The sequence below is a fragment of the Seongchinamella sediminis genome (genome assembly GCF_003457605.1).
In the GTDB taxonomy this organism is placed as follows: domain Bacteria; phylum Pseudomonadota; class Gammaproteobacteria; order Pseudomonadales; family Halieaceae; genus Halioglobus; species Halioglobus sediminis.
In genome coordinates this window covers 52186-75232 of record NZ_QRAN01000012.1, presented here as the reverse complement: position 1 = coordinate 75232, position 23047 = coordinate 52186, and the positions used below count along the sequence as shown (strand labels likewise).

The following is a 23047-nucleotide window of genomic DNA, read 5'->3' as shown; positions in this document are numbered from 1 at the left end:
CGCGTCAGCTGGCGTTGAGGCTACCGCGATAGTTGTAAAAGCGCTGCAACACCCGGGCGAGATTGCAGGCGTCGCTGGTGCCTGCGAGTTCGCGAATGGAGTGCATCCCGAATGTGGGTACGCCGATATCCAGGGTTTTCACTCCGATACCACCGGCGGTGATCGGGCCAATGGTGCTGCCACAGGCCATGTCGGTGCGCACCACAAAAGACTGCACCGGCACGCCCTCTTTCGCTGCCAGCATGCGGTAGAGCCCGGTGGTTTCGCTGTTGGAGGCGTAGCGCTGGTTGGCATTGATTTTTATCACCGGCCCCCGGTTGAGGATGGGGCTGTGGTTTTCATCGTGGCGGTCGGCATAGTTGGGATGGATGCCGTGGGCATTGTCGGCGGAGATCATCATCGAGCGTTCGGTCAGGGCGGCGTAGGCGGTTCGCTCACCGGCGATGCGCTTGAGCACCGATTCCAGCAGGGGTCCCTGGGCCCCTGAGGTTGACAGGCTGCCCACTTCCTCGTGGTCGTTGCACACCAGCAGCACGCTGCTGTGACCGTCCCACTGCTGCAGCGCCCGCATGCCGGTAAAACAGCTCAGCAGGTTATCGAGGCGCGCCGAGGCGATAAAGTCGCCGTTGAGACCGATAACCGCCGCCGGCTGCGTATCGTAGAAGCACAGCTCGTAATCGAGGACTTTTTCCACCGCGCTATCGGCATGTTCAGCCAGCAGTTGCGCACGCAGCAATTCCCGGAAGTCGGTCGCCTCCTCTGTATCCAGCTGGCACAGGATAGGTGGTATGTCCTGCTGCGGGTTGACGCTGCGGTTCTTGTTGGCTTCCCGGTCCAGGTGAATGGCCAGGCTGGGAATAATCGCGACAGGCCGCCGGAAATCAACCAGGGCGGTGCGCAACTCACCCGCCTCGCACTGGTAGCTGACCCGGCCGGCCAGCGACAGATCGCGATCGAACCAGGGATTCAGCAGGGCGCCGCCGTAGACCTCCACACCCAGCTGGTAGTAGCCGTGCAGGTTCCTCTCCGGCGAGGGCTTGACCATCAGGCAGGGGCTGTCGGTGTGCGCGCCCACCATGCGCAGGCCGGCAGCGGGCCCCGATTCACTGCCAATGCCGAAGGCGACGATAGAGCTGCCATTACGGGTCACGTAGTAGCGCTCCCCCGCCCGCAGCTGCCACTCGCTGTCCTCGGCCAGCCTGCGGTAACCGGATGCCTCCAGCTGCCGGGCCATTTCGGCAACGGCGTGGAAGGGCGTCGTCGCCGTACCGAGAAATTCACACAGCTCACCGTTGAATTGCTGTTGCTCAGACATTGTCTACTCCTGCTCGGTTGATTGCTTGCTGACAGCACGCATGCGGGCAAACAGGCTGGAGGTATCCCAGCGCCCGCCTCCCATTGCCTGTACTTGCGCGTAGTACGCGTCCACCAGCTCAGTCACCGGGAGCTCCAGCCCCCGGCGCTTGGCCTCGGCCAGCACCAGGCCGAGGTCCTTGCGCATCCAGTCGACGGCGAAACCGTGCTCGTACTCCCCGGCCAGCATGGTCTGGTAACGGTTTTCCATCTGCCAGGACTGGGCCGCGCCCCGGGATATCACTTCCACCACGGCGGCGGTATCCAGCCCCGCCTGTTCGGAGAACTCCAGGGCTTCAGCCAGGCCCTGCACCACCCCGGCAATACAAATCTGGTTCACCATTTTTGCCAGCTGGCCGCTGCCCGCCGGCCCCAGCAGGCGAACGCAGCGGGCATAGACTTCCATGACCGGCACGGCGCGGGAAAAAACCTGCTGTTGCCCGCCCACCATTATTGTCAGCGCGCCATTTTCGGCGCCGGCCTGGCCGCCCGAGACCGGGGCATCGAGGAAGCCGACGCCGGCGTCCTGCGCCGCAGCCTCCAGTTCCCGGGCGAGCTCCGCCGATGCGGTGGTATGGTCGACGATGATGGCGCCCGCCTCGAGGGCGGACAGAGCCCCCTGCCCGCCCAGCACCACGCTGCGGACATCGTCATCATTGCCCACACAGAGGAAGCAGATGTCAGCACCTGCCGCCGCGCCCGCGGGCGTATCGGCACATTCGCCACCGTATTTCGCCACCCAGTCCCGGGCCTTGCCAGCCGTGCGGTTGTAAACGCAGACTTCGTGGCCCGCGCCCTGCAGGTGACCGGCCATGGGGTAACCCATCACGCCCAGGCCGATAAATGCCAGTTTCATAATTCCTCCAGGATCAGGCCAGCCAGACTGCGAACAGTATCACGGCCAGCACTATGCGATAGTAAACAAAGGGCATCATACCCACCCGGTCCAGCAAGCGCAGGAAGATGGCGATACACAGGTAGGCGGTTAGCGCCGAGGCGCCGGCGGCAATGCCCAGTTGCAGCCAGTTCACCGGGGCGGGAGAGTGCAGCAGTTCGACACTCTTGACCAGGGCCGCGCCGGATATCACCGGGATGGACAACAGGAAGGAAAAGCGCGCCGCATCCTGGCGGCTCATGTTGAGCAGCAGGCCAGCGGTGATCGTCACGCCCGACCGCGACACACCGGGGATTAGCGCCACCGCCTGGGCCAGTCCGACAAACAGGGCCACCCCAAAACTCAACCGGCGATCTCCCGGCGTGTGCTGGGCGTGCCGATCGGCAAAACCCAGTAACAGCCCGAACACCAGGGTGGTCGAGGCAATCACCGGCAGATTACGGGCGTGGGCCTCTATGGCATCCCCCAGCAGCAGGCCCAGTAGCGCCGCCGGCACCGTCGCCGACAACAGGTACCAGACCATGCGGCTATCGGCGGTGGCGGCTCCACCGGAAACAGAACGTCCCCAGGCCATGGCGATCTGCCACAAATCACGGTGGTAGTACCAGACCACCGCCAGCAGTGTCCCCAAGTGGACGGCCACATCGAAGGCCAGTCCCTGGTCGGGCCAGGCGAGCAGCAGGGACGGAAACACCAGGTGCGCAGAACTGGAAATCGGCAAAAATTCGGTCAGCCCCTGCAGTACAGCGAGCACCAGGGCCTGGAACAGGTCTATCACGTGCGCTTGCCCTGCTCGGATATCTTCTTCCAGTTGATCTCGTCCCGGACGTAAACCGGCTGCACCTGGCGCGGTGTCTGGAGCTCTCCCCGGGCGGCGAGGGCGAGCGCCAGCGGCACCAGATCCTGGGCCTGGGGCAACAGCGCGGCATTCACCTCGCCCAGTTGCTCGCGCAGCGCCGGGGCAAACTGGTTGACAAACTGGACTCCGCTACCCAGGGCAAATACCTTGTCATCGACACCGGCCAGCGCGATCTGGGCGGGGGGCACCGCCCGGGGCTCGCCCACGGCCACCGCCAGCCCCTGCGCTATCCGGTAGTACTGGTAGTAAACTTCGTTAATCCGGGCATCCAGGGTACTCAACACCATGTCACCCTCCCCGACCAGGCCCTCACGCAGGGCCGTCTGCACCTGGCAGCCCAGAGTGGAGACGGGAATGGCGGGGATGCCGGCGGCAAAGGTGAGCCCCTGGACGGCACTGGCGGCGATACGCAGCCCGGTAAACGAACCGGGACCAGCCCCGTAGGCAACAGCCTCGATACCCTGCTGCCGCAGCTGCCCGTCAGGCAGTAATTCACCCAGCATGCCGAACAGTCGCTGGCTGTGTTGCCGTGGTGTAATCTCGTGCCGTTGGGCGATATCCGGGTCGCGCCAGAGGGCCAATGAACAGGCCTCGGTCGCTGTTTCTATGGCCAGCATGCTCTTCATCAGGATTGTATTTCGGTCCGGGGGCAGGTGTTACACTCAATTATCACACAGCCGGCAGCCGGTAAGAACCTGCATTGGACAATTTCACTCACGATCCCAGCCGCATCTGCGCACTCATCCTGGCGGGGGGCGCCGGCCGCCGCGTGGCTGGGCGCGACAAGGGCCTGCTCCAGTGGCACGGGCTACCGCTGGTTGCCCACGTCCACGACACACTGGCGCCCCAGGTGAGCGAGATCATCATCAGCTGCAACCGCAATCGCGAGCGCTATGCCCGCATCGCGCCGCTGGCGCCGCCAGACCTGCGCACTGGCTACCAGGGGCCGCTCGCGGGCCTGGAAGCGGCGGCGCCGATGCTGCAGCGGGACTTTATCCTGCTGGCCCCCTGCGACACACCCGCGCTGCCGCCAGAGCTGGCAGCAAGACTCGCCTGTGCCCTGCAACAAAAACCCGGCGCGCAGGCCGCCTTCGTCAGGGCGGGAAACAGAAACCACTACCTCTGCGCCCTGCTGCGGCGAGCCAGTCTGGCTGGACTGGGCGCCTACCTGGACAGAGGCCAGCGCGCGGTGCGCCACTGGTATACCCGGCTAGATGCCGTGCCAGTAGACTTTCCCGCGCAACAGGAGGCTTTTGCAAACTTCAACGACCTTGGGGATTTTGCCTGACGACAAAAAAACCCGCGCCGTTGCCGGTGCGGGTTGTGTTCAGCCCTGCGCGTGATTAACGCTTTTTAGCGGCCGTCTTTTTCCGGGTCGCTGCTTTCTTTTTGGGCGCGGCTTTCTTCGCCGCCGCTTTGCGCTTGGGCGCGGCTTTTTTCTTGGCCGCAGCTTTCTTCCCCGTTTTCTTTTTGGGCGCTGCTTTTTTCGCCGCTGCCTTTTTCTTTGGCGCGGCTTTTTTCTTGCTCGCAGCTTTCTTTTTGGCGCCAGACTTCTTGCCGCTTATCGCCGCCTCAAGCTTTTTCTCCGCCGCCTTGGCCTTGGCGAGGGCTTTCTTTTCGACAGCGAGAATTTGTTTCTCGAGACGTTTTTCAAGCGCGGCCAGCTTCTTGGCATCTGCCTTGGCTCGCGCCTTCATCCACTTCTCGGCGTGACGGGCAAGTTCCCTGGCCTTGTCCAGTTCAGCCTTGGCGGCCAACTCCGCCTTCCTGGCCAGCGCTTTCTCCCGCGCTGCGGCCTTCACCGCGGCGACACGTGCAGATTCGGCGGCATCGCTGGCGCGCTTGCGGGCGGCCGCGAGTTTATCGCGCATCGACTTGAGCCTGTCGGAGTTTTTCCTGGCTGCGTTTTGTGCTGCCTTCACCGCGCGCTTGTTGGCTGCCGTCGCCTTGGCCGAGGCCTGCTTGCGAGCTTCCTCAATTTTGTTGCGCGATTTTTCCAGCGCCTGCTTCTCTGCCTCTATCGCTTTTTGCACCTTGGCCAGCGCCTCGTTGGCACGTGCTACTGCGGGTGAGGACGCAGCTTTTTTCGCTGCTGTTTTTTTTGCCGGCGCTTTGCGAGCAGCCTTCTTTTTTGCAGCGGGACGCTTCTTTGCGGGCGCCTTTTTACGCGAAGCTGGCGCTTTCTTCGCAGTTGTTTTCTTTTTTGCCGTTGCCATTACGCTCTTCTCCAGAATTGTTAGTCAGGTAACGCAACTCAAAAATAACAACAAAAACCGGGGCTTACAACAGCAGGCAAACACAAAAAACACGTATAAATCAAGGCTCTAGCGGCACCAGGGGGATTTCAGAGTCGTTGTTTTCGCCTCGACCCAGGCAGAGCCATAGCGCTTAAACACTATATATACAGTGTTAAATAGAATTCCAGGCAAAAGAAAGGGGAGCCTCGCTCCCCTCTGGCAAACAGTCTGCTGAACTAAACACTCAATTCGGAAAAAACCGCATCGCGAATTTTTTCCACGCTGCCAACGCCGGGAACGCGGTGGTATACGGGGGCATCGTCACCCACCATGTCCTGGTAGAAATCAATCAGCGGGCTGGTTTGCGAGTGATAGACTTCAAGACGTTTGCGCACTGTCTCTTCCTTGTCGTCGTCGCGCTGCACCAGCGCTTCCCCGGTTTCATCGTCGAGACCTTCCTGCCGGGGCGGATTGTGCTGCACGTGATACACACGACCGGAGCCCGGGTGCACCCGGCGGCCGCTCAGTCGGGATACGATCTCGTCGTCTTCGACAGCAATCTCCACCACGTGATCGATGTTCACGCCGGCCTCGACCATGGCCTGGGCCTGGGGGATGGTGCGAGGGAAACCATCAAACAAAAAACCCTTGTCACAGTCAGGCTCGCTGATGCGCTCCTTGACCAGGCCAATGATAATGTCATCCGACACCAGACCACCTGCGTCCATGACTTCCTTGGCCTTCAGTCCGAGGTCGGTCTGCGCTTTTACCGCCGCTCGCAACATATCGCCAGTCGAGATTTGTGGGATACCGAATTTATCAGTGATGAACTGGGCCTGGGTGCCCTTTCCGGCGCCGGGAGCGCCCAACAGTATCAATCGCATTGGCGAGAGTCCTCGTTATAGTGTGGATGCGGCGAGGCCGCTTCGCGATGGGTAAAACGGGTATTTGGGAGGCCAGTAACGATACACAGGGGGCTATTATGTTACAACCCCTACCTTTGGCTAGTGTCTGCTCACTCTTTGCCCTCTTTGGCGCGCTCCCAGAGGGCATCCAGGGCGGTGTCATCGAGGCTGTCCAGGGGCGTGCCGGCGGCCTTCGCCATGCCCTCCATCTGCCGAAACCGGCGCTCGAATTTACTCGCCGATGCCCGCAGCGCGGCTTCCGAATCCAGCTTGAGTTGCCGGCTCAGGTTGACACAGGTAAACAACAGGTCCCCGACCTCGTCGCGGACCGCCTCCGCTTCGCCCGCTGCCAGGGCCTGGCGGAGCTCCTCGATCTCCTCCTCCAGTTTCGCCAGCACGGGTAGCGGATCGGGCCAGTCAAAGCCGACACCGGCGGCCCGTTTCTGTAGTTTCTGGGCCCGCGGCAGAGCCGGTAGCGCCACGGGCACATCATCCAGCACGCCGTGCTGCTCGCGCTCACCGCGTTCCCGGGCCTTGATCGCTTCCCAACTGGCGTTGACCTCGTCGACACTGGTAGCGCCGCTGACGATGCCCTCGATTTCACCATCGGCGAACACGTGCGGGTGCCGGCGCACCAGCTTCTCTACCAGGGTGTTCACAATCTCCCTGAAAGAGAACAAACCCTGTTCCCGACCCAGTTGGGCGTAGAAGATTACCTGGAACAGCACATCGCCGAGTTCCTCCCCCACGTGATGAAAGTCCTGCTGCTCGATGGCGTGGGCCAGCTCGTAACATTCCTCCAGGGTTGAGGGCACGATGGAACGGAAGTCCTGCTTGAGATCCCAGGGGCAGCCGTGCACGGGATCGCGAAGTCGCTCCATCACCCGCAGGAGATCATCGATGGTATACATGCCGGCCCACGTCATTCGCTCAGCCGCACCGCGGAAATAACATTGTTCAGCCGGTTGATACGCTCCAGCAGCCGGGACAGGGAAGCGAGGTTGGGCACCTCCACCCGAAGCCGCATGGTTGCAGTGTGGCTTTTCTTGTTGGTCTGGGTATTGATGGTCAGCACGTTGATCCTGGCATTGGCGAACAGGCTGGTAATATCCCGCAGCAGGCCGTGGCGATCATAGGCTTCGATGGACACATCCACCTCGTAGTTTTCCGTGGGCGAGCGGCCCCATTCCACCTCGATGACCCGCTGCGGGTGGCTGTCCGCCAGCTTGACCAGCCGCGCACAGTCACTGCGATGAATACTCACTCCCCGGCCCTGGGTGATGAATCCGGTAATCGCATCGCCAGGCAGCGGTTTGCAACACCCGGCCATATGGTTGAGCAGGTTGCCAACGCCCTGCACCTGAACTTCACCCCGGTAGCGGGTGGCGCCCGGACGGGCGAGTTTCAGCTGCGGTTCGCGGCGCTGTTCAACCAGCCCCTGGGCGGCGTTGAGCACCTGGGCCGAGGACAGCTCACCCGAGCCCACCGCGGCATACATGTCCTCCACGGTTTTCATCTGCACTTTTTTGGCCACGCGCTGGTAATCGATACTGGTCAGGGCCAGTCGTTTGAACTCCCGTTCCAGCAAATGGCGCCCGGCACTGACATTTTCCTCCCGCGCCTGGGCCCTGAACCAGTGCTGGACTTTGGCCCGCGCCCGGGAGGTGCGCAAATAGCCCAGCCCGGGCTGTAACCAGTCGCGCTTGGGACTGCCCTGCTTGCTGGTGAGAATCTCGACCCGTTCCCCGGTGTTGAGCGTATAGGTCAATGGCACGATGGAGCCATTGACCTTGGCCCCGCGGCAGCGGTGCCCGACCTCGGTGTGCACGTGATAGGCAAAATCGAGCGGCGTTGCGCCCTGGGCCAGATTGACCACATCCCCCTGCGGGGTAAACACGTACACCCGGTCCTGGGCCACGTCGAAGCTGAACTGCTCGGCCACCTCGCCGGTGTCGCCGGTCTCCTCGTGCCAGTCCAGCACCTGCCGCAGCCAGGCGATTTTTTCCTCGTAGCTGCTGGCCATACCCGCCGCGCCATCGGAGCCCTTGTAGCGCCAGTGGGCGCAAACCCCCAGTTCCGCCTCCTCGTGCATCTGCCGGGTCCGGATCTGAATTTCGAGAATCTTGCCGTCCGGGCCGATGACCGCCGTATGCAGCGAGCGGTAACCGTTCTCCTTGGGGTTGGCGATATAGTCGTCGAATTCATTGGGAATATTGCGCCACAGGCCGTGAACAAGTCCCAGGGTGGCGTAGCAGTCCTTGATTTCCGGCACCAGGATACGCACCGCGCGAATATCGTAAACCTGGGAAAAGCCGATACCCTTGCGCTGCATTTTCCGCCAGATGCTGTAAATATGCTTGGCCCGGCCATCGATCTCGAACTGCAGCCCTTCGCGGCTCAGCACCGCCGACAACAGTTCCTTGACCTCGGCAATGAACTGGTCCCGCTCCAGGCGCTTGCCGTCCAGCAGGCGGGCGATCTTGCGATAGGCATCGGCATAGATGTAGCGGAACGACAGGTCCTCCAGCTCCCACTTGAGGTGGCCGATACCGAGGCGATGGGCCAGCGGCGCGTAGACGTCGAATACCTCCCGGGCGACAAGCTCCCGCCGGACCTCGTCATTCTTGACCGCGCGAATGGCGCAGGTACGCTCCGCCAGCTTGATCAATGCGACCCGCACATCATCGACCAGCGCGATCAGCATTTTGCGGATGTTGTCTTTCTGGGCATCGGCCTGGCCCAGCACTGGCCGCTCCTGCTGCAGCCGCAGGTCGCCGATAGCGGCCATCCTCAGCACGCCCCGCAACAGCCGGGCAACCGCCGGACCAAAGCGCTCCCCGACCTCGTCCACGGTGATGCGTTTTTCGCGCACCACCCGGTACAACATGCCCGCCACCAGGCAGTCACAACCGACGTGCAGTTCTGCCAGTATCAGCGCCACATCCAGGCCGGCCTTGAAGCAGTCACTTTCCCGGGCCCAGTCGAGCTGGTCCTCACCGGGACCCTCGGCCAGTTCACGCACCAGTTCAGCGGTGGCCAACAGGCGCTCGCGCTCGGCCTGTTCGAGTTTCAGCGGCAGGGTTTCCAGCCACGCCGACAGGTCAATCTCGTGGCGATCCGCTTCGTGGTGGGACTGGTGGCGAACCCGGACCATCTCAGGCCTCGGCGAAGACGCCGGTGGACAGGTAGCGGTCACCGCGGTCGCAGACGATGGCGACGATGACCGCATTCTCCAGTTCCCGCGACAGGTTCAGCGCGGCAGCGACGGCACCACCGGAGGAGACCCCGCAGAAGATGCCCTCTTCCGCGGCCAGCCGGCGCATCATGATTTCGGAATCGGACTGGGAGATATCCATTACCCGATCAACCCGGGCGGCGTCGAAAATGGCCGGCAGGTAGGCCTCGGGCCAGCGGCGGATGCCGGGAATACTGGAGCCGTCCTCCGGCTGCAGGCCAATGATCTGGATATCGGGGTTCTGCTGTTTCAGGTACGCGGAACAACCCATGATAGTACCGGTGGTCCCCATGGAACTGACGAAGTGGGTCACTGTGCCGGCGGTCTGTTGCCAGATTTCCGGCCCGGTGCCGTTGAGGTGGGCCAGCGGGTTGTCGGGGTTGCCGAACTGGTCCAGCACTCGCCCCTCGCCGCGCTCCTGCATGGCCATGGCCAGGTCGCGGGCGCCTTCCATGCCCTCCTCCTGGCTGACCTCTATCAGTGTCGCGCCATAGGCAGACATGGCCTGCTTGCGCTCATCGCTCATGTGCGCCGGCATGATCAACAGCAGGCGGTAGCCGCGAATCGCCGCCGCCATCGCCAGGGCTATGCCGGTATTGCCACTGGTCGCCTCTATCAGGGTGTCGCCGGGCTTGATATCGCCCCGCGCTTCCGCCTCGACGATCATGCTCAGGGCCGGCCTGTCCTTGACCGAGCCGGCCGGGTTGGTGCCCTCGAGCTTGAGCAAAATGGTATTGCTGGTCTCGCCCTGCAGGCGCTGCAGGCGCACCAGCGGGGTATTGCCTACACAGGCTTCGATAGTGGGGTATGCGTGCATAGTATCTCAGCATCCTTACGCCGAACGGCAGTGTACCCTGTCATACGCAACGCTGCAGCGCGGGAGGCGAAAATTATTGCAATAACAGGTAGTGAATCAGGCCAGCACCGCAAAGGCGATGACGCAGTCGACCTCGTCTGCAAGGCTGAGGGCCACCCGGCTGCCGCCTTTTTCCCGGGCCACGCTCAGGGCGCCGCCGGACAGGCTGACCAGCGGCGCACCGTGCTCATCGTGGCTGATGCGAATATCCTGCCAGCTCACTCCGCGGCCGATGCCGGTACCCAGGGCCTTGGCGACCGCCTCCTTGGCGGCAAAGCGCTTGGCCAGCAAATTCTGCGGCCGCGCGCTGGCGGCATACTCGTCCCGTTCCTCGGGGGTGAGAATGCGCTGGACAAAGCGATCCCCCAGCCGGTCGACGGTCTGCTCCAGGCGCTCGAATTTCAGAATGTCCGTTCCTATCGCGATCACTTGCCCTCTCCTGCGCCCGGATGGCGCCCGCGAAACAAATCCCTGCTCTTCAGTGGTGCGTCACCCAGGTGCAGGGCCAGGACCTGGCGCAGCAAACGCCTGGCGGTGGCACTCGCCGGCCCGTCGAACTCACCCCGGGCCAGGGCCAGCAAATCGGCGCCGGCATAGGCGGGCCGGGCCGGGTCAGTACCGGGCATGCCTGGCACCAGGCCGTGGTCAGGTTCGTAATGATACCAGCCCCCGGGCTCAAGTCCCTCGCCGCTGAGCCCGTCTTCCGCCAGGGACAGGTGGTAGCCCAGTTCGTCCAGCAGACCCAGCTCAAAGCGACGCAGCGTCGCTTCGATCCCTCCCTCTGCACTCAGTTCGGCCAGGGCATTGCCGTAGCGGGCAAACAGTCGTGGATGTGGGTCGTGCCGGTGCAGCAGGCGCACCAGTAACTCGTTGAGGTACATGCCACTGAACAGGCGCTCACCGCGCAGGGCGAAAGGCGGGCCGGCCGCCTCCAGCTGGGTCAGGGTTTTCATCTCGCTGCGGCCACTGAATGACAACAGCAGGGGAACGAAGGGCTGCAACAGCGCGCTGCTGCTGCCGCCCCGCGAGCGCCGGCGGGCACCCTTGCTCACCAGGCTGAGACGGCCGTGTTCGGCGCAGAACACTTCCAGGATCAGGCTGCTGTCGCGGTAGGGGCGGCGGTGCAGGATATACGCCGGTTGCAGGTGAACGCGCATGCTGCCGTCAGCGCTCAGACGTCGTCGTAGCCCAGGCTGCGCAGGGCGCGCTCATCGTCGGACCAGCCACTTTTGACCTTGACCCAGAGGCGGAGCATGACCTTGCAGTCAAACAGGCGCTCCATGTCCTTGCGGGCATCGGTGCCGATAGAACGCAGCCGGCTGCCCTTGTCGCCGATGATGATCTTCTTCTGGCCCTTGCGCTCCACCAGGATGAGGGCCGAGATGTGCGCGACCTCTCCCTCCAGGGCAAACTCCTCGATTTCCACGGTGACGGCGTAAGGCAATTCGTCACCCAGCTGGCGCATGATTTTCTCGCGCACGATTTCCGCCGCCAGGAAGCGCTGGCTGCGGTCGGTAATTTGCTCCTCGGGATAAAAGTGCGCCGACTCCGGCAGGCGTTTGATGATCTCCTGTTCGAGCTGGTCCACGTTGTGCTGGCGCAGCGCCGATACCGGTACGATAGCCTCGAAGTCGCCGCGGTCAGCCAGCGCCTGCAGATGCGGCAAGAGCACGTGCTTGTCGTCCAGCAGGTCGACCTTGTTGACCACCAGCAGGGTGGGCAGTTTCGCCCGCTGCACCTGCTCGAGAACCATCTGGTCTTCCCCGGTCCAGGCGGTGCGATCCACCAGGAACAGCACCAGGTCGACGTCGCGGATGGCGGAGCTGGCCGCCCTGTTCATGTAACGGTTTATGGCCTTGTCTTCCCCCTGGTGCAAGCCCGGGGTGTCGACAAAAATAATCTGGTGATTGTGCTCGGTCTTGATGCCCAGCACCTGGTGCCTGGTGGTCTGCGGCTTGCGCGAGGTAATACTGATTTTCTGGCCGAGTATATGGTTGAGCAGGGTTGACTTGCCCACGTTCGGGCGGCCGACAATGGCCACGTAGCCGCAGCGTTTGGCTTCACTTGCCACGGGCTTGCAGCCTCTCGAGAGCAACCTGGGCTGCCGCCTGCTCGGCCTTGCGCCGGCTGCTGCCGGAGCCTTCCACCACCAGCGATGGCCTGGCCAGGCGGCAGGCGACCTCAAACTGCTGGTTGTGATCCTCGCCGCGCACCCCCAGCAGGGCGTACTCCGGCAGGGGCCGCTGCCGGCCCTGCAGGTATTCCTGCAGCTGGGTCTTGGGATCCTTGCTGACATCGTCCAGCGACAGGGCCTGCAGCCGCGAGTCGTACCAGGCGAGCACACAGCGACGGCAGGTATCGACATCGGCGTCGAGCAGGATGGCGCCGATGACCGCTTCCAGCGCGTCAGCCAGGATGGAGCCGCGCCGCTTGCCGCCGCTTTTGCGCTCACCGCTGCCGAGCACCAGGTGATCGCCCAGCTCGAGGTCCCGCGCCACCCGGGCCAGGGTGTCACCTTTCACCAGGGCTGAGCGCATACGGCTCATCTGGCCCTCGCGGGCATCGGGAAAACGGCGAAAGATCGCCTCGGCAATAATGTGGTTGAGAATCGAGTCGCCGAGAAATTCCAGCCGCTCATTATTGCGGCCGCCCACGCTGCGGTGAGTCAGGGCGAGTTCCAGCAGGCTGCTATCGGCAAACTGATAACCCAGCGCCCGCTGCAGGCGCGCCGAGTGTGCCTGCTGGTCCGTCACTTGATGTTAGGCTTTCCCGCCACGAACAGCAGGTCGTCAAACTTGAGCACTGCGTCCAGCCGCCCGGCAATGGGCACCCTGGCCTCGTAGCTGGCATCGATGTAGGTATTACCCTTTTCCCGGTAAATTTCCACATCGCCAATCTTGAGCGCGTAAATCTGGTTGGTGTTGAACAGGTTGTCTATGCGCCGGCGAACCTGGCCCACGGTAGTGGTGCCCGGTTCATGCTCATTGGCGACCTGGGTAATGATGTCCTTGACGGACATGTATTCAAAGTAGTGAGGCACCATCTTGACGAAACACATGACGTAAAAACCGGCCATGATGGCAATGACCAGCATGCCGGGTATGGACATCCCTCTCTGCCGCTTGAGCGTGCGCATTTCCCTGTTCCCCCTACGGACCATTTTATTCATTCTATCAGGCCGACCCGATCAAAGCTGGGAATGCTCAGGAAGGAGTCCCAGTGCATCCATACCGCGAAGGCCTTGCCTACTATATCCTTTTCTGGCACCTGACCCCAAACCCTGGAATCGGAACTGTTGTCCCGGTTGTCGCCCATCATGAAGTAGTGACCGGGCTTCACCTTGACAGAAAAATTGCGCGGCATGCGGGCTTCATCGACCTGCATCAGGTGAGAGGCCTCGCCCAATTGCTCCAGGCCCAGCCGATACCTGGCATTCACCCCCGGAGCGATGGCGATATCCTCGCGTCCGACCTGCTCGCCATTCACAAACAGGCGCTTGTTGCGGTAGCTCACCGTGTCGCCGGGCAGCCCGATCACCCGCTTGATGTAATAGGTATCGTTCATGTGGGGGGGAAAGAACACCATCACGTCGCCACGCTCGGGCTCATTGAGGTCAAGCACCTTGGTCCTGGTGACCGGCAGGCGAATGCCGTAGGTAAACTTGTTGACCAGGATATAGTCACCCACCTGCAGCGTCGGCACCATGGAGGAGGATGGGATCTGGAACGGCTCCACCAGGAATGAGCGCAGCACGAACACAATGAACAGCACCGGGAAAAACGAGCGGGCGTATTCCACCACCACCGGTTCCGCCGCCTGGTCCGCCACCCGCGCCTGGAACTGCTGGTGCTGCGGGTTGGCCGTGTCCTCCCGGTTGGGGTACCGGGCCTGCAGCTCGGCGATCACTTTCTTCCGGCCCGGGGCCAGGAACAGGGCGTCCAGCAGCCAGATCAGCCCGGAGCCGGCCACCAGGATGACCAGGATGAGCGGGAAATCTATGGTCATTCCGCCCATCAGCCGTCCACCTTCAACACCGCCAGGAATGCCGACTGGGGAATTTCCACACTGCCTACCTGCTTCATACGCTTCTTACCTGCTTTCTGCTTTTCCAACAGCTTTTTCTTGCGGGTGGCGTCGCCACCGTAACACTTGGCCGTCACGTTCTTGCGCAGCGCCTTGACGGTTTGCCGGGCCACGATCTTGCCGCCCACCGCGGCCTGTATCGCCACGTCGAACATCTGCCGGGGAATCAGTTCTTTCATTTTTTCGGTCAGCGCCCGGCCCCGGTACTGCACCTGGTCCTGGTGCACGATAACCGCCAGGGCGTCCACCCGGTCGCCGTTGATCAGCACATCCAGGCGGGCAAGACGGGCCGGTTCAAAGCGTTCAAAGCTGTAGTCCAGGGACGCATAGCCGCGGCTGACCGACTTCAGGCGGTCGAAGAAATCCAGCACCACTTCCGCCATGGGAATATCGTAAACCACCGACACCTGAGTCCCCAGGAACTGCATGTCTTTTTGCACCCCGCGTTTTTCCGCGCACAGGGTAATCACGTTGCCGAGGTAGTCCTGGGGCACCAGGATGTTGCAGCGGGCTATGGGCTCGCGCATCTCCTCTATGTCGCCAACATCGGGGAGTGCCGAAGGGTTGTCGACCCGGATCACCTCGCCGCCTTTCTTCACCACCTCGTAAATCACCGTGGGCGCGGTGGTAATCAGGTCCAGGTCGTACTCCCGCTCGAGGCGCTCCTGGATGATCTCCATGTGCAACATGCCGAGAAAGCCGCAGCGGAAGCCAAAGCCCAGGGCGTCGGAGCTCTCGGGTTCGTAGAACAGGGACGCGTCGTTGAGGGTCAGCTTGCCCAGGGCATCGCGAAAATCCTCATAGTCGTCCGAGGAGATGGTGAAGATACCGGCGTAAACCTGTGGTTTCACCTTCTGGAAACCGGGCAGCGCGGGCACGTCCGGGTGCTTGTCGTGCACCAGGGTGTCCCCTACCGGGGCGCCGTGAATGTCCTTGATGCCGGCGACCACAAAGCCCACTTCACCGGCCTGCAGGCAACTGGTTTCATGGCGCTTGGGGGTGAAGATACCGACACTGTCCACCTGGTGGGCCTTGCCGATGGACTTGGCGACAATTTTGTCGCGCTTGTGCAGTACACCCTGCTTGACCCGCACCAGCGAGACCACGCCCAGGTAGTTATCAAACCATGAGTCGATAATCAGCGCCTGCAAGGGCGCATCGCGGTCACCCTCCGGCGGCGGAATTTCCTCCACCAGGTACTCCAGCGCATCCTCAATGCCCATGCCCGACTTGGCGCTCACCAGGCAGGCGTTACTGGAGTCGATACCGATGATCTCCTCGATCTCCTGCCTGACCCGGTCCGGGTCGGCCTGGGGCAGATCCATTTTATTGAGGATCGGCAGCACTTCCAGACCCTGTTCGATGGCGGTATAGCAATTGGCCACAGACTGGGCTTCCACCCCCTGCCCGGCATCTACCACCAGCAGCGCACCCTCACAGGCGGACAGGGAACGCGATACCTCGTAGGAGAAATCCACATGACCGGGGGTATCGATGAAGTTCAGCTGGTAGACCTGGCCGTCGCGGGCCTTGTAGTCCAGGGTGACACTCTGGGCCTTGATGGTAATGCCGCGCTCGCGCTCGATATCCATGGAATCGAGCACCTGGGCATCCATCTCGCGGTCGCTGAGACCTCCGCAGTGCTGGATAAACCGGTCGGCAAGCGTGGACTTGCCGTGGTCAATGTGGGCAATGATGGAAAAATTGCGGATGTGTTGGAGATCGCTCACTCGTTCGGGCCCGGAATGGTCACGTGGCAGCCCCCGTGGGCTGCCACAGAAAAACGCGCGATTGTACCCGAATCGGGGTGGTCCCGCTATCGCCGGACCACTATGTTTATCAGTCGTTCAGCTTGATACCGATAAACAGGGGGGACCCGCGGCGCATCAGCCTCAGGGGCACCGAACTGCCGCTACCCAGGGCGTCCACAGCCTGCTCAAAGGCGTCCACCGACTTCACCGGCCGGTTGCCGATAAGGGTAATGATATCACCGGCGATCACCCCCGCCTCGGCCGCCGCCCCGTCGGGCACGACCTCGCGAACCAGCACCCCGCCAGACAGGCCGAAACGCTCCAGGGCGCCGGCAGGGGCTTCTTCGACGATCAACCCCAGGCGACCACCCTGCTCGTCACTGGCGCTGCCTGCGCTGAGCGTATAGCTGTCGTCAGCATCCAGCCCCCCGACTTCAACGGTGAGTGTCTTGCGCTTTTTGTCGCGCATCACCACTACCGGCACCTCTTCACCGGGGGCGATCAGACCCACCACGTGCGGCAGGTGTGCGGAGGTTGGAATATCCTTGCCATCGAAGGCAATGATCACGTCGCCCTCCTGCAGTCCCGCCTCTTCGGCCGGGCCACCCGGTGCCATTTGCACCACCAGTGCCCCCTGGGGCCGGTCCAGCCCGAAGGACTCCGCCAGGTTTTTATCCACATTCTGGATGGTCACCCCGAGCCAGCCGCGGGTTACCCGGCCATTCTCCTCCAGTTGCTCCACCACGTTGCGAACCACGCTCACCGGAATAGCAAAGGACAGGCCGATGGAGCCGCCGCTGCGGGTGAAGATCTGGGAGTTTACCCCCACCACTTCACCGTCCAGGTTGAACAGCGGGCCGCCGGAATTACCGGGGTTGATGGCGACATCGGTCTGGATGAACGGCACATAGTTCTCGCCGTTCTCGGTCGGCAGGCTGCGGCCCTTGGCACTGACAATACCGGCAGTCACCGAATAGTCGAGGCCGAAGGGTGAACCAATGGCCAGAACCCACTCACCGACGTCGAGTTCATCACTGCCGTCAAGCTTGAGCACTGGCAGGCCACGCCCGTCAATGCGCAACAGTGCCAGGTCACTGCGTGGATCGGTGCCGACGATTTCCGCGTCGAATTCCCGGCGGTCACTCATGCGCACCAGCACACTGTCGGCACCTTCCACCACGTGGTTATTGGTGACGATCAGGCCGTCTTTGGAAATGATAAATCCGGAGCCCATACCCATGCGCGGGTGGTGGGGTGTCTGTGGCGGCGCGCCACGAAACTCGAAAAAACGGCGCAGGTACTCGGGTATCTCCTCCGGCCCCGGCTGGCCCTGGCCGGCCCTGGGTGCGCGGGCCTCGACGATGATTTTCACGACTGCCGGTGAGCTCTGCTTGACGATGTCACGGAACTCGGGCAGCTGCGCCGCGCTCGCGGCGCGGCCGGCCAGCAACAGCGCGGCCAGCAGGAGGAAGGAGGCAAGTCGGGTCATTACAGTCATTCGCTTGGTCCACTTAAGATCAGGTTTCAGGTTGACAAAGGATTGCCGCCGGGGGCGACATTCATCCGGGCCCTACCGGGATCTGGCGGCGGTGCAGCACCTCCACCAGGGTTGGCTGCAGGCTGCGGTCGTCGCGGTGGCGATGGGCATGCAGGCGCACCAGGGCAAAACCGAGAAAAAAACCGCCTGTCGCGCCCAGTGCCGCTGCCAGGTCACCACTATCCGGGAACAGCGCACTGCCGCCGGCAGCGCCCCCCAGCATCACCAGCAGGGGCAGGATATAGACCAACAGCGAGCCTCGCAATATGACCGCTTCCGGGATGGAAATGCGGACCTGGTCATCGACCTGGCAATCCGCCGCGGCGAGTTTACCCGGCAGAGCGCGAATCAGGGAGCGGCGGCCATCGCCAATCCGGTTCATCAGGCCGTGGCCGCAGCCTTTCTGGGCCGCACAGCTGCCGCAGGTGGACTGGCGAATGGTTTCGACCCACACCCCGTCGGACTCCACTGCCACCACGCGACCGGTCTCGGTTACCATTTCAGCGCGCCCACTTGACCGAGTCGGCCACCATTCTGGCGGTGTTGACCGGGACCTCACCCACCACCGTCACCAGCACGGGATTGTCGGCCAGCGACATGCCGCGGCTGTAGGAGGTCGTGCTGCCTTCGTTGACCACGCCTTCCCCGGGACGGATCTCACGATCCAGCTCCTCGAGAAAAACGGAGAACACCGCCAGGCCATCGGTAAAGGTCTTGCGACCGGCCGTCTGTGGCTGGGAATCGGTGGCAGTAAAGCCGCGGGGCAACCAGTTCACCGCCCAACCCTGCTGCAGGACCCTGGTGCCGGGCCCGATGGCCGGCTTGTGCTCTGCCATGGGGGGTTGGCCCAGCGACAGCATCTGGGGCAGGGGATGGCTGGCCTCATGCACCAGGTTGACCTCGGCGCCCTCGGGGTTGCGCCCCCGGTAGGAGAGATCGGCGAACTGGAACTTCTCCAGCACCTTGTTGCCGCGGCCAATGGTTTCGGTCTTCAGCAGCAGCCCGGTGCGCTTGTCGAGCTCGAGCACGTAACCGTAACGATACATATCGGCGGGAGACACCACGATCCGCACCGCCTTGCGCCCGGCAACACGCTCACCGTCGCTGACGGTAAAACGGTAATGGGCGGCAACGCCGCAATTCCCTGCCCGGATCTCCTCGCTCACCCGCAACAGCTTGTGACCCGGGTGCAGACATTCCAGGGGATGTTCGGAGCGGACGACCTTCGCGCCCTGCCCGGTGAGCTGGATCAGGCTTTCCGATGCGCTGCCGTCCTCAACCGAGTGCGACACCTGCATTACCTGCATGTCGTCGCCTCCACGCTGGAAGGTCACCACCCCGTGGTAGCTGACCTCGTGGACGCTGCGTGCCATTTTATCCAGCCACCTGATGGCCTCGTCGTCTGCCCCGGGGCAGCCCGCGGCAAACCCCGGCGAGCCGTTGAGCAGCGCCAGCGCCAGCACGCCAAGGCCGATTTTGTTTCTATACCGCAGTGACCGCACCGGCGTTACTCGCGAATTTCCGGCACGCGGGCGAAGGGAATCAAGCCGTGGGGGGAATTGAGCGCCGCGTGTTCGGCATGCTCCTGCATATACATTTCCATGCGCTGGCGAGCGAGTTCCTTGTAGGCGGTGCGCGCTGCGGGCTGCAATACCGGCACCGCCTCGGTGCCATAACTGGCCCGCACCGTGGTCGCGCCGAGGCTGTTGACCAAACCTACCGGCGACGCGCCGGAAGCGACAGTGCCGGCGCCGTAGGGGTCATTGCCGCTGACCTGGGCCAGTTGCTGGCCGCCGATAACCACCGTGGCCGCCACCGAGGCGGCCACGGCGAAACTTGCCAGCGGCCGGAACAGACGCCGGCGCAACGGTTCCTGCTGTTCCGCTGGCGAGTTATCGATGACCTCTCTTACCCGGGAAGAAATATCCAGCTGCAGGTGGCTGACATCGTGGCCGGCGATCGCGGAACGCGCCGCGTTGTAGCGAACCCAGGTCGCCCGCAGTTCGCTGTCATCGCCAACCTGTTTCAACAGGCGCTGCAACTCCAGTTCGTTGGCCTCGTCGTCCATCAGCGCGGACAATGATTCCCGCAGTTGTTCACTCATCAGTTTTTCCTCCGCACCAGGTGCGATTCCCTGTTATGCGCGGGCATTGGCCTGCCCCGCAACTGGTTGCCCGGCCCTAGCCGTCAACCTGTTCTCTTACCTTGCTGTCGATAGCCTCTCGCGCCCGGAATATGCGTGAGCGCACGGTACCGACCGGACAATCCATGATGTCGGCAATGTCCTCGTAACTGAGACCATCAAACTCCCGTAAAGTTACCGCAGTTCGCAAATCGTCCGGCAAATCGCTGATGGCGGTCTCCACCACCTGCTTCAACTCGGCGCCGAACAGGGCGTTCTCCGGGGTCTCGATGTCCCGCAGGGCGGCACCGCCCTCGTAATACTCTGCGTCCTCCACTTCCACGTCCGAGCCGGGGGGCCGGCGGGAACGGGAAACCAGATGGTTCTTGGCAGTGTTGACCGCGATCCGGTACAGCCAGGTATAGAACTGGCTGTCGCCGCGAAATTTCGGCAGCGCCCGGTAGGCCTTGACGAAGGCCTCCTGGGCGACGTCCTGCACCTCGTCGGCGTCGTGCACATAACGCCCGATCAGGCTGAAGATCTTGTGCTGGTACTTCAGCACCAGCAGATCAAACGCCCTTGAATCGCCCTTTTGCACTCTGGCAACGAGCTGCTGGTCCGACTCGGCAGCCGTCACGCCCCTAACCCCTCCGTGGCCAGGCGCTGACTGCCCTGACGCTGATTTCTGTTGTGCCCAGATAGACCGCACAACTGCCCGGTAGTTCACTCCCCGGGAGGTCGCCGTGCAAAAATGCGAAAAATTGCCTGATAGCCAATCCCACCGGCGGATTTCCTTATATTGGCGGAGGTCGTATATACTCGCCCCGAGGTGGTGCCTGAGCGCTAAGTTGTTGCGGCACATAATATAATTCACTCCCAGGCGCGGCAAGCGAACAACCAGGTGCCCAGAACTTACCAACACGACGTACTCGTTATCGGCAGCGGTGCCGCCGGGCTCAGCCTGGCCCTGCACCTGCCGGCGGATTGCCGGGTTGCCCTGCTGTCCAAGGCTGACCTCAACCAGGGATCCACCTACTGGGCCCAGGGCGGCATGGCGGCGGTGCTCCACGACCGCGATACCGTTGCCGCCCACGTGGAGGACACCCTGAGCGCAGGAGCCGGGCTGTGCCAGCGGGAAGCCGTGGAATTCACCGTCAGCAACAGCCGCCGCTGCGTCGAGTGGCTGGTGTCCCAGGGCGTGGACTTTGACCTGCGTGAGGACCAGTCGGAAAACCGCGAGTTTCATCTCACCATGGAGGGCGGCCACAGTCACCGGCGCATCATCCACTCCGCCGACCGCACCGGGCGTGCGATCTCTGAAGTACTGACGGAAAAAGCCCAGGCCGCGGCCAACATCGAAATCTTCACCCACCGGGTCGCCGTCGACCTGATACATGCCGACGGGCGCTGCCAGGGCGCCTACATTCTCGACCAGAAGCGTGAGCATGTGGACCTGTTCCAGGCCCGCGCGGTGGTACTCGCCACCGGCGGCGCCAGCAAGGCCTACCTGTATACCAGTAACCCGGACGGCGCCAGCGGCGACGGTATCGCCATGGCATGGCGCGCCGGTTGCCGGGTGGCGAACCTGGAGTTCAACCAGTTCCACCCCACCTGCCTGTACCACCCCAAGGCCAAGTCATTCCTGGTCACCGAGGCGGTACGCGGCGAGGGCGGCAAACTGCTGTTGCCCGACGGCACTCGCTTTATGCACGGTTTCGACCCGCGCGGCGAGCTGGCGCCACGGGATGTTGTCGCCCGGGCGATAGACCACGAAATGAAGCGTCTCGGCGCCGACTGCCTGTACCTGGACATCTCCCACCAGCCCAGGGATTTCCTCGAGAGTCATTTCCCAACGGTGATGCAACGCTGCCGGGAGCTGGGGATGGACATGGCGGCGGAACCCATTCCCGTGGTCCCGGCGGCGCACTATACCTGCGGCGGCATCATCGTCGACACTGCCGGCCGCACCGACCTGCCCGGCCTGTACGCCATTGGCGAGACCTCCTGCACCGGCCTGCACGGCGCCAACCGCATGGCCTCGAACTCGCTGCTGGAGTGCCTCGTGTACGCGGAATCCGCAGCGGCTGACATCGCCGCCAAACTGGCCAGCCTGCCCCTGCCGTCAGCGGTACGCCCCTGGGACGAGAGTCAGGTGACCGACTCCGACGAGGACGTGGTGATCTCCCACAACTGGGACGAACTGCGCCGTTTCATGTGGGACTACGTCGGTATCGTGCGCACTAACAAGCGGCTGGAGCGGGCCCTGCACCGGGTCACCCTGCTGCAGTCGGAGATCGCCGAATACTACGGCAACTACAAGGTCAGCAACGACCTGCTGGAGCTGCGCAACCTGGCCATGGTGGCGGAGTTGATGATTCGCTGCGCCATGGAGCGCAAGGAGAGCCGCGGGCTGCACTACACCCTGGACTACCCGCAGCAGCTTGCCGCGGCCAGGGACACGGTCCTGACCCCCTCAAACCCCGCCCTGCAGCCGTAAGCGGACCCGCAAGCGGCGTAATTCCTGGCGGCTGGCGCTGTCGCCAAACAACAGCAATATGCCGCTACCGCCCGCCCGGGACCGCCAGCCGAGGCAGGTCAGCCAGGGCAGGCAATGCCCCCGCACCACCTCGATCGGGCGCTCGACACCGCCCTGGCGCAGGGACCACTGCCCCATGTTCCAGACCAGCACCGCCCCCGTCATGGGCTGGCGGCGATACCGGTAGCAGGACAGCGGCAACAGCGGCAGGACCAGCCAGCAAGCGGGGTAGCCCCCGGTGGCCAGTGCCTGCGCCGCCAGGCCCAGCAGCAGGTGCCAGCCCCACTGGCAGTAGCGATAGCGGGGCGAATCAGCGATCCTCAGCTGGAGCGAGGGCGAAGTCGAGTATCTTGCGGACAATGACAGCCAACTCCCCGTCCGCTGGCTGCTCGCGGCGCAGGAACCAGGCGAACAGGTCCTGGTCCTCGCACAGCATCAATTCCTGGAACCGCGCCCGGTCAGCCTCGTCCAGGTCGCGGTAGCAGGCCTGCACAAAGGGTTCCAGCACCAGGTCAAGTTCCAGCATGCCGCGACGGGCAGCCCAGCGCATGCGATTGAGTTCTTCGTCCGATACCATGCCAGCCTCGTCTTCAGGGATAAACATCAGGGGCCGGCATTATAACGTCATAAGCAGCCAGCGGGTGGATAGCTGACAGCGCCGGCCCCAGGCCCTATCAT

The 23047-nt window shown here is 63.0% G+C and carries 25 protein-coding genes; 2 read left to right on the top strand and 23 right to left on the bottom strand.

From position 1 onward, the window contains the following. Window positions 1-4: 4 nt before the first annotated feature. From DWB85_RS12195 to tsaB, 4 genes are read right to left on the bottom strand one after another with little or no spacing between them, the layout of a single operon-like run. Window positions 5-1315: a M18 family aminopeptidase gene (locus DWB85_RS12195; RefSeq protein WP_117954988.1), complete on the bottom strand. Its 1311-nt coding sequence runs from the start codon at window positions 1313-1315 to the stop codon at window positions 5-7. 3 nt (window positions 1316-1318) lie between these two features. Next, window positions 1319-2209 carry an NAD(P)-dependent oxidoreductase gene (locus tag DWB85_RS12190; protein WP_205422726.1) on the bottom strand — a complete coding sequence of 297 codons (891 nt, stop codon included), beginning with the start codon at window positions 2207-2209 and terminating at the stop codon, window positions 1319-1321. 13 nt (window positions 2210-2222) lie between these two features. After that, window positions 2223-3023 carry an undecaprenyl-diphosphate phosphatase gene (locus tag DWB85_RS12185; RefSeq protein WP_117955111.1) on the bottom strand — a complete coding sequence of 267 codons (801 nt, stop codon included), beginning with the start codon at window positions 3021-3023 and terminating at the stop codon, window positions 2223-2225. Next, a complete protein-coding gene (gene tsaB / locus DWB85_RS12180) occupies window positions 3023-3733 on the bottom strand; it encodes a tRNA (adenosine(37)-N6)-threonylcarbamoyltransferase complex dimerization subunit type 1 TsaB (protein ID WP_117954983.1) in 711 nt (236 codons plus the stop codon). The genes DWB85_RS12185 and tsaB overlap by 1 nt, the downstream gene beginning before the upstream one ends. 74 nt (window positions 3734-3807) lie before the next feature. Here tsaB and mobA point away from each other — a divergent pair, with 74 nt between their 5' ends. Then, window positions 3808-4395 carry a molybdenum cofactor guanylyltransferase MobA gene (gene mobA / locus DWB85_RS12175; protein ID WP_117954981.1) on the top strand — a complete coding sequence of 196 codons (588 nt, stop codon included), beginning with the start codon at window positions 3808-3810 and terminating at the stop codon, window positions 4393-4395. Window positions 4396-4450: 55 nt separating this feature from the next. Here the strand turns inward: mobA and DWB85_RS19415 are convergent, their stop codons facing one another. From DWB85_RS19415 to rpoE, 17 genes are all read right to left on the bottom strand, one after another. After that, the gene (locus DWB85_RS19415; RefSeq protein WP_133300612.1) at window positions 4451-5323 is read right to left on the bottom strand and encodes a hypothetical protein; all 873 of its coding nucleotides are present in this window, start codon (window positions 5321-5323) and stop codon (window positions 4451-4453) included. Window positions 5324-5580: 257 nt separating this feature from the next. Beyond that, window positions 5581-6228 (bottom strand): adenylate kinase, encoded by a 648-nt coding sequence (adk, locus tag DWB85_RS12160; RefSeq protein ID WP_117954975.1) that lies wholly within the window; start codon window positions 6226-6228, stop codon window positions 5581-5583. Window positions 6229-6359: 131 nt separating this feature from the next. Beyond that, window positions 6360-7175, bottom strand: coding sequence for a nucleoside triphosphate pyrophosphohydrolase (gene mazG, locus DWB85_RS12155; RefSeq protein WP_205422725.1), 816 nt, complete (start codon window positions 7173-7175; stop codon window positions 6360-6362). Further along, window positions 7172-9403, bottom strand: coding sequence for a GTP diphosphokinase (gene relA, locus DWB85_RS12150; RefSeq protein ID WP_117954971.1), 2232 nt, complete (start codon window positions 9401-9403; stop codon window positions 7172-7174). Before relA ends, mazG begins: the two co-directional genes overlap by 4 nt. 1 nt (window position 9404) lies before the next feature. Beyond that, window positions 9405-10301 carry a cysteine synthase CysM gene (gene cysM / locus DWB85_RS12145; protein ID WP_117954969.1) on the bottom strand — a complete coding sequence of 299 codons (897 nt, stop codon included), beginning with the start codon at window positions 10299-10301 and terminating at the stop codon, window positions 9405-9407. Window positions 10302-10397: 96 nt separating this feature from the next. Further along, the gene (acpS, locus tag DWB85_RS12140) at window positions 10398-10769 is read right to left on the bottom strand and encodes a holo-ACP synthase (protein WP_117954967.1); all 372 of its coding nucleotides are present in this window, start codon (window positions 10767-10769) and stop codon (window positions 10398-10400) included. After that, on the bottom strand, window positions 10766-11497 hold the full coding sequence (gene recO, locus DWB85_RS12135) for a DNA repair protein RecO (protein ID WP_117954965.1): 732 nt from the start codon (window positions 11495-11497) through the stop codon (window positions 10766-10768). The genes acpS and recO overlap by 4 nt, the downstream gene beginning before the upstream one ends. 14 nt (window positions 11498-11511) lie before the next feature. After that, entirely contained in the window at window positions 11512-12411 is a 900-nt protein-coding gene (gene era, locus DWB85_RS12130) for a GTPase Era (protein ID WP_117954963.1), read from the bottom strand. After that, window positions 12401-13093 (bottom strand): ribonuclease III, encoded by a 693-nt coding sequence (gene rnc / locus DWB85_RS12125; RefSeq protein WP_117954961.1) that lies wholly within the window; start codon window positions 13091-13093, stop codon window positions 12401-12403. Before rnc ends, era begins: the two co-directional genes overlap by 11 nt. Beyond that, the gene (locus DWB85_RS12120; protein ID WP_162846107.1) at window positions 13090-13476 is read right to left on the bottom strand and encodes a DUF4845 domain-containing protein; all 387 of its coding nucleotides are present in this window, start codon (window positions 13474-13476) and stop codon (window positions 13090-13092) included. The genes rnc and DWB85_RS12120 overlap by 4 nt, the downstream gene beginning before the upstream one ends. Window positions 13477-13505: 29 nt before the next feature. Further along, window positions 13506-14345, bottom strand: a complete 840-nt coding sequence (gene lepB, locus DWB85_RS12115) for a signal peptidase I (RefSeq protein ID WP_117955108.1) — start codon at window positions 14343-14345, stop codon at window positions 13506-13508. 8 nt (window positions 14346-14353) lie between these two features. After that, a complete protein-coding gene (gene lepA, locus DWB85_RS12110; RefSeq protein ID WP_117954956.1) occupies window positions 14354-16153 on the bottom strand; it encodes a translation elongation factor 4 in 1800 nt (599 codons plus the stop codon). A gap of 109 nt (window positions 16154-16262) precedes the next feature. Next, entirely contained in the window at window positions 16263-17672 is a 1410-nt protein-coding gene (locus DWB85_RS12105; protein ID WP_117954954.1) for a DegQ family serine endoprotease, read from the bottom strand. A gap of 61 nt (window positions 17673-17733) precedes the next feature. Then, window positions 17734-18210 (bottom strand): SoxR reducing system RseC family protein, encoded by a 477-nt coding sequence (locus DWB85_RS12100; protein ID WP_117954952.1) that lies wholly within the window; start codon window positions 18208-18210, stop codon window positions 17734-17736. A 1-nt stretch (window position 18211) separates the two neighbouring features. Beyond that, complete coding sequence (locus DWB85_RS12095; RefSeq protein WP_117954950.1) at window positions 18212-19213, bottom strand: MucB/RseB C-terminal domain-containing protein; 1002 nt, start codon at window positions 19211-19213, stop codon at window positions 18212-18214. Between the two features lie 5 nt (window positions 19214-19218). Beyond that, entirely contained in the window at window positions 19219-19815 is a 597-nt protein-coding gene (locus tag DWB85_RS12090) for a sigma-E factor negative regulatory protein (RefSeq protein WP_117954948.1), read from the bottom strand. A 76-nt stretch (window positions 19816-19891) separates the two neighbouring features. Further along, window positions 19892-20470 carry an RNA polymerase sigma factor RpoE gene (rpoE, locus tag DWB85_RS12085; protein WP_117954946.1) on the bottom strand — a complete coding sequence of 193 codons (579 nt, stop codon included), beginning with the start codon at window positions 20468-20470 and terminating at the stop codon, window positions 19892-19894. Between the two features lie 264 nt (window positions 20471-20734). Here rpoE and nadB point away from each other — a divergent pair, with 264 nt between their 5' ends. Further along, the gene (gene nadB, locus DWB85_RS12080; RefSeq protein WP_117954944.1) at window positions 20735-22330 is read left to right on the top strand and encodes an L-aspartate oxidase; all 1596 of its coding nucleotides are present in this window, start codon (window positions 20735-20737) and stop codon (window positions 22328-22330) included. On the opposite strand, the gene DWB85_RS19410 is transcribed toward nadB, so the two are convergent. Together DWB85_RS19410 and DWB85_RS12070 are read right to left on the bottom strand one after the other, a co-directional pair. Further along, entirely contained in the window at window positions 22307-22729 is a 423-nt protein-coding gene (locus DWB85_RS19410; protein ID WP_133300611.1) for a protein YgfX, read from the bottom strand. The genes nadB and DWB85_RS19410 overlap by 24 nt on opposite strands. Then, window positions 22680-22973, bottom strand: a complete 294-nt coding sequence (locus DWB85_RS12070; protein ID WP_420820271.1) for an FAD assembly factor SdhE — start codon at window positions 22971-22973, stop codon at window positions 22680-22682. The genes DWB85_RS19410 and DWB85_RS12070 overlap by 50 nt, the downstream gene beginning before the upstream one ends. Window positions 22974-23047: the final 74 nt, after the last annotated feature.